Source organism: Kribbella sp. (assembly GCF_035655035.1).
In the GTDB taxonomy this organism is placed as follows: Bacteria; Actinomycetota; Actinomycetes; order Propionibacteriales; family Kribbellaceae; genus Kribbella.
Genome location: NZ_DASRVN010000136.1, coordinates 1 through 5,661, shown reverse-complemented (window position 1 = coordinate 5,661; position 5,661 = coordinate 1). Strand labels below are relative to the sequence as shown.

Annotated in this window: 5 protein-coding genes and 1 pseudogene; 1 reads left to right on the top strand and 5 read right to left on the bottom strand. The window is 70.4% G+C overall.

Annotation, left to right across the window (positions count from 1 at the left end):
- The first annotated feature begins 103 nt into the window (after positions 1–103).
- Positions 104–1,303 (top strand): arginine deiminase, encoded by a 1,200-nt coding sequence (locus VFF46_RS08075; protein ID WP_325036404.1) that lies wholly within the window; start codon positions 104–106, stop codon positions 1,301–1,303.
- 245 nt (positions 1,304–1,548) lie between these two features.
- Here the strand turns inward: VFF46_RS08075 and VFF46_RS08070 are convergent, their stop codons facing one another.
- From VFF46_RS08070 to VFF46_RS08050, 5 genes and pseudogenes are all read right to left on the bottom strand, one after another.
- Complete coding sequence (locus tag VFF46_RS08070; protein ID WP_325036403.1) at positions 1,549–2,520, bottom strand: DUF5926 family protein; 972 nt, start codon at positions 2,518–2,520, stop codon at positions 1,549–1,551.
- A 45-nt stretch (positions 2,521–2,565) separates the two neighbouring features.
- Complete coding sequence (locus VFF46_RS08065; RefSeq protein ID WP_325036402.1) at positions 2,566–2,982, bottom strand: ATP-binding protein; 417 nt, start codon at positions 2,980–2,982, stop codon at positions 2,566–2,568.
- Positions 2,983–3,212: 230 nt separating this feature from the next.
- Positions 3,213–3,992 (bottom strand): glycerophosphodiester phosphodiesterase, encoded by a 780-nt coding sequence (locus VFF46_RS08060; protein ID WP_325036401.1) that lies wholly within the window; start codon positions 3,990–3,992, stop codon positions 3,213–3,215.
- 62 nt (positions 3,993–4,054) lie between these two features.
- Positions 4,055–5,392, bottom strand: a complete 1,338-nt coding sequence (locus VFF46_RS08055; RefSeq protein ID WP_325036400.1) for an LLM class flavin-dependent oxidoreductase — start codon at positions 5,390–5,392, stop codon at positions 4,055–4,057.
- Positions 5,389–5,661, bottom strand: a pseudogene (locus VFF46_RS08050) (sulfonate ABC transporter ATP-binding protein); the annotation flags it as partial. The gene VFF46_RS08055 and the pseudogene VFF46_RS08050, both read right to left, overlap by 4 nt.

Here is a 5,661-nt window from a genome sequence, read left to right as displayed (position 1 = left end):
CCCTCTGCCTGTTCTACGACCGCATCCGAGACTGATATTGTCGGACAATCAGACACATTGGCGGGAGTAGCGTGGTGCGTACACGCGACCGGAGGGTGGACGGATGGCTGGGAGTACGTACGGCGTCGACAGTGAGGTCGGCCGGCTGCGAACGGTGATGCTGCACCGGCCCGGCAACGAGCTCCGGCGACTCACTCCGCGGAACAACGACAAACTGCTGTTCGACGGCATCCCGTGGGTCGGCCGCGCGCAGGACGAGCACGACGCCTTCGCCCAGACCCTCCGCGACCGCGACGTCGAGGTGCTGTACCTCGGCGAACTGCTCACCGAGTCCCTGGACCACCCCGAGGCGCGCCACCAGGCGGTCGCCGGCGCGACGGAGGACCTGCGGCTCGGTGACACCCTCCGCGACTACCTGCGGGCCTACCTCGGCGACCTCGACCCCGGCGCGCTGGCCGAGGCGTTGATGGCCGGCGTACGCAACGACGAGGTGCACTCCGGCGGGTTGGTGACGTCGCTCCTGGCGCACGAGGACTTCCTCATCGACCCGCTGCCGAACCTGCTCTTCACCCGCGACTCCAGCGTCTGGATCCGGGACTCGGTCGCGGTCACCTCGCTGGCGATGCCGGCCCGGATGCGCGAGACGCAGCTGACCGAGCTGATCTACACGTTCCACCCGCGGTTCGCCGGCGCGGACAAGGTGTACGACCACCAGCTGGAGCACGTCGAGGGCGGCGACGTGCTCGCGCTCGGTCCCGGCGTACTCGCCGTCGGGGTCGGGGAGCGAACCACGCCGGCCGGGGTGGAGCGGCTGGCGCGACGGGTGTTCGCGAAGGGCCTGGCGCACACGGTGCTCGCCGTACCGATCGCACAGCAGCGGGCGACGATGCATCTCGACACCGTCTGCACGATGGTCGACACCGACGCCGTGCTGATGTATCCGAACATGGCCGAGGAGATGCGCGCGCTCGCGGTCACCACCGACGGCGAGCAGTTGCACATCGCGACCCCCGAGCCGTTCCTGGTCGCCGCCGCGAAGGCGCTCGGCATCGACACCCTCCGCCGGATCGACACCGGCCTGGACCCGGTCACGGCCGAGCGCGAGCAGTGGGACGACGGGAACAACACGCTCGCCGTCGCGCCGCGGGTCTGCATCGCGTACGAGCGCACCGTCGAGACCAACGCCCGCCTCGAGGAGTCCGGGATCGAGGTCGTCCGGATCTCCGGCTCCGAACTCGGCTCGGGCCGCGGCGGCCCGCGCTGCATGTCCTGCCCCGTCCTGCGCGCCCCACTCACCCGCTGAGGCGCCCTCGGAAACCGGGCCGCGTGAGGTCGGCGACACGCGGAGTGAAATCGGGGGTTGTGGAGGGCGGCCTTCCTGGGTAATCTTCATGCCTAGGCCCAGGCCCTGTTGCTCCCCCGTCAGCAGGACTTGGGCCGTCCACGTTGCTGGGCCGATTTGAACGATCATGGCCTAGACCACTGGCAGTCAGCAGAACGCCCACCTCAGCACCAGCTGAGGTGGGCGTTCTCGCTTCCCGGAGCGGGTCAGCGGATGGTGAGCTGGCGGCTGGCCAGGCCGGCCTTCGCGGCGCGCTCCTCGGTGGTGAGCGGGGCGTCGGTGGCCAGCGCCTTCTCCAGGGCGGCGGCGAAGTCGGCGGCCGGCTTCTCCACGTCGGCAGCCTCGGTACCGGCCGGAAGCTCCCAGACCGGGGCCAGGACGCCGAGGGCGCGGAAGGATCCGATCAGGCGGCTGCCGTCGACCACCGCGGACGAGCCGGCCGCGTGCAGCCGGGCCAGCGCGTCGAGGAGGGTGTCCTCGGTGTGCGGCATCACCCAGCGGAGGTAGATGCGGTCGCCGATCTGGGTCCAGTACGCGGCGTCGACCGACTCCAGCCGTACGGTCGGGGCCGCGGCGGCGTTCGCGCGCTCCAGGCCCGCGGCGACCTCGCCGGTCGGGTCCTCGACGTTCTCGCCGACCCAGTAGTCGAAGCCCTCGTGCACCTTGACCTCGAGCGCCTTCGTCGTATCGATCAGGTCCTGCAGCCGCGGTCCGTCCTTCATCAGGTCGCCGAGCTGGATCGGGTTGCCGGGCTCGGTGCGGAGCGCGGCGGTGATCGCATGGCCGAGGTCGCGGCTCGGGTCGCCGGAGGAGGCGTGCGTCTGGAGGCCGATCCAGATCGTCTCGTCGTCGCGGACCAGACCCGGCATCGCCATCGGCAGCAGGGTCACCAGGTTCACCACCTTGCCGGCGTGGTCGCCGGTCAGCTCGACCTGCACGGTGCCGGACGGGACGATCTCGCGGAACGCGATCAGGTCACACTCCGACGGCAGCCCCTCGAACGGCCGCACCACGAACGCGTCCGCCGCCTGCGCGCGGTCCTTGCCATGGCACTGCTTGAACCGCTTGCCCGAGCCGCACGGGCAGGGTTCGCGCGGACCGACGTCCACCAGATCGGCCGGGTCGAGCGTGACGGTCGGAGTCGAGTTCTGCGCGCGCTGCCGCGACTTCTTTCCCATAACCCCGCAGTCTTACAGTCCACCCCTGGTGAGAGCCAACCAGCCCTAGCTCGGGACGATCGCGTGGACGGTGCGGTGGGTGCGGGCGGTGCGGACGTCCCAGCCGGTGGTCAGGACGTCGACGATGGCCAGGCCGCGGCCGCCGATGGACTCGGGGTGCGGGTCGGTGACGCGCTGCGGCTCGGTGTCGCCGCGGCCGTCGGTGACCTCGACGTGGATGCCGGCCTTGTCGATCCACCAGGCGGCGCGGACGTCACCGGTGGGCAGCGGCGGGGCGTACCGGATCGCGTTCGAGAGCAGCTCGGACAGCACGAGCTGGGCGTCGTCGGAGGCGTTGCGGGCGACCCGGTGGCGCTTCAGGTAGGCACCGAGACGGCGCCGGGCGTCCGCTACCGCGGACACTTCGTGCGGCAGTACGACGTCCACGACGCTGACGTCGGCGGGCAGGGTCGCAGAGGACAAGCAGGGTCTCCTCGATGATCGGTTCAGCCACAGGAAGTTCTGCCCACGAATCCGGTGCCGAAAACACCCGCAGGTATTCCGTTACACAGCCCCGCCTAAACCCCCGGAAACCGTAACGAAATCGACGGAATTGAACGTTGCAATAACCGCCCGCATTCGCACCGCTACGTATCCACACCGGCGTGACGCAAGCCACACAATTCCGTCCCGGCGTGTCACAAACCCGCAGGTCAGGTGCGACGTCCCGGTTCTTCCCGCAGTACCCGCAGGGCCATGTCGGGGCGGTCGCTGATCACCGCGTCGACACCGACGTCTCGGCAGTGCCGGACGTCGTTCTCGGCGTTCACGGTCCAGACGTGTACCTGATGCCCGTGTTTGTGCGCGCGGTCGACGTACTCCGGGTGCGCGGTGACGATCGCCAGGCTCGGACCGGCGTACGAGACGCCGGCCGGGAGCGTGCCGCCGCGGAAGCGCAGCGGGACCCGGTCCATCAGCAGCACGGTGCGCAGGCCGGGCGCCGCGGAGCGCATCCGGCGGAGCGAGAGCCAGGAGAAGCTCATCACCCGGACCGGCGACTCCGTTCCGGGTCGCGGGCGCGCCCAGCCGAAGCGGTCCAGGGCTTCGACCAGGCGGCGCTCGACGAGGCCGGCGTACCGGGTCGGGTGCTTGGTCTCGACCGCCAGCTCGACCGGGCGGCCGGCATCCCGGACGGTCCCGAGCAGGGTCTCCAGGGTGAGGATCGGTTGTCCGTCGTTCCCGTTCTTCCAGGAGCCCCAGTCGTACTGCTGGAGCTCCGCGAGGCTCAGCCGCGAGACCACGCCGGTACCGTTCGAGGTGCGTTCGATGGTCCGGTCGTGGACGCAGACGAGATGCCCGTCCGCGGTCAGCCGGACGTCGCACTCAAGGCCGTCGGCGCCGTACTCGATGGCCCTCCGGTACGCCGCGAGCGTGTGTTCCGGATCAACCGCACTGGCTCCGCGATGGGCGACGACGCGCGGGATATTCCCCATGACGGAAACTCTTTCACAGGACCGTACTGCGTTTCACCGGAATGCCCAGCAATACCCGCGGACTAGGCGGACACCTCCTGAGGCTGCGGCGCGCGGCCGGCCGGGCGGGGGAGGCCGTAGTGGTCGCGCAACGTCGTACCCGTGTACTCGGTGCGGAAGAGGCCGCGTGCCTGGAGGATCGGGATCACCTCGTCGACGAACGTGGTCAGGCCGGACGGGAGGACCGGCGGCATCACGTTGAAGCCGTCGGCCGCGCCGGCCTCGAACCAGTGCTGGATCGCGTCCGCGACCTGCTCCGGCGTGCCGGTGAACGTCCGGTGCCCGCGTCCACCGCCGAGCCGGCCGATCAGCTCGCGGACGGTCAGCTTCTCGCGGCGTGCGAGCGTCACGATCAGCGTGTACCGGCTCTTCGAGCCCTCGATCTCGTCCTCGTCCGGCAGGTCCGCGGGCAGCTGCTGGTCGAACGGCAGGTCCTCCGGCGACACCCGCAGCGTCCGCGCCAGCTGCAGCCGCGCGTACTCGGGCCGGATCAGCGAGTCCAGCCGGTGCTCGAGCCGCTCCGCCTCCGCGACCGTGGACCCGATCACCGGCACGATCCCGGGCAGGATCTTCAGCCCGGACGGATCCCGCCCAAGAGCAACCGCCCGCGCCTTGAGGTCCTGGTAGAAGTCCTGCGCGTCCTCCAGCGTCTGCTGCGCGGTGAATACGGCCTCGGCGTACCGCGCGGCCAGCCCCTTCCCGTCCTCCGAGGACCCCGCCTGCACGATCAACGGATGCCCTTGCGGCGACCGCGGCAGGTTGAGCGGTCCGCGTACCTGGAAGTGCCGTCCGACGTGGTCGATCGGTACGACGCGGTCCTGCACGGCCCACACACCCGAGTCCTTGTCCGCGATCGCGGCGTCGTCCTGCCACGAGTCCCACAGCTGGTACGCGACCTCGAGGAACTCCGCGGCCCGCTCGTACCGCTCCGCATGCGCGGGCTGGTCGCTCAGGTTGAAATTCCGCGCCGCCTCCGGGCCGGCCGTGGTGACCACGTTCCACCCCGCGCGCCCGCCGCTCACGTGGTCGACGCTGGCGAACCGCCGGGCCAGGTTGTACGGCTCGTTGTACGTCGTGGACGCGGTCGCGATCAGGCCGATCCGCGACGTCACGGCGGCGATCGCGGTCAGCAGGACCGTCGGCTCCAGCGACCCGGCCGGCCGCCGTCCGACGTTCCCGAACAGCACCGGCGAATCGGCGAAGAAGATCGAGTCGAAGCGCCCGCGCTCGGCGAGCTGCGCCAGCTTCTGGTAGTGCTCGACCGACGTGTTCGCGAACGGGTCACTCTCCGGCAGCCGCCAGGACGCCTCGTGGTGCCCGGTGCTCATCAGGAACGCGTTCAGGTGCAACTGCCTGCTCATACCGAAACTCCCAAGGCATCTAGAAGCCGCGAGCGGATCGCGGCGAACTCCGGATCGGCCGCGCTCCGCGGCCCGGTCAACGTGACGGTCTCCTCGGCGACGATCCGCCCGGCGTCGAGCACGATCACCCGGTCGGCCAGCACAATCGCCTCGTCGACGTCGTGTGTCACCAGCAGTACGGCGGGTTGGTGCGCGGCGCACAGCTGCCGCAGCAGCGCGTGCATCTTCAGCCGGGTCAGCGCGTCCAGCGCGCCGAACGGCTCGTCGGC

Bases quoted from the DNA above. Each gene is read 5' to 3' on its own strand.
- VFF46_RS08060 (WP_325036401.1), bottom strand. From the start codon at position 3,992: ATGGGGAATATCCCGCGCGTCGTCGCCCATCGCGGAGCCAGTGCGGTT.
- VFF46_RS08055 (WP_325036400.1), bottom strand. From the start codon at position 5,392: ATGAGCAGGCAGTTGCACCTGAACGCGTTCCTGATGAGCACCGGGCAC.
- VFF46_RS08075 (WP_325036404.1), top strand. From the start codon at position 104: ATGGCTGGGAGTACGTACGGCGTCGACAGTGAGGTCGGCCGGCTGCGA.
- VFF46_RS08070 (WP_325036403.1), bottom strand. From the start codon at position 2,520: ATGGGAAAGAAGTCGCGGCAGCGCGCGCAGAACTCGACTCCGACCGTC.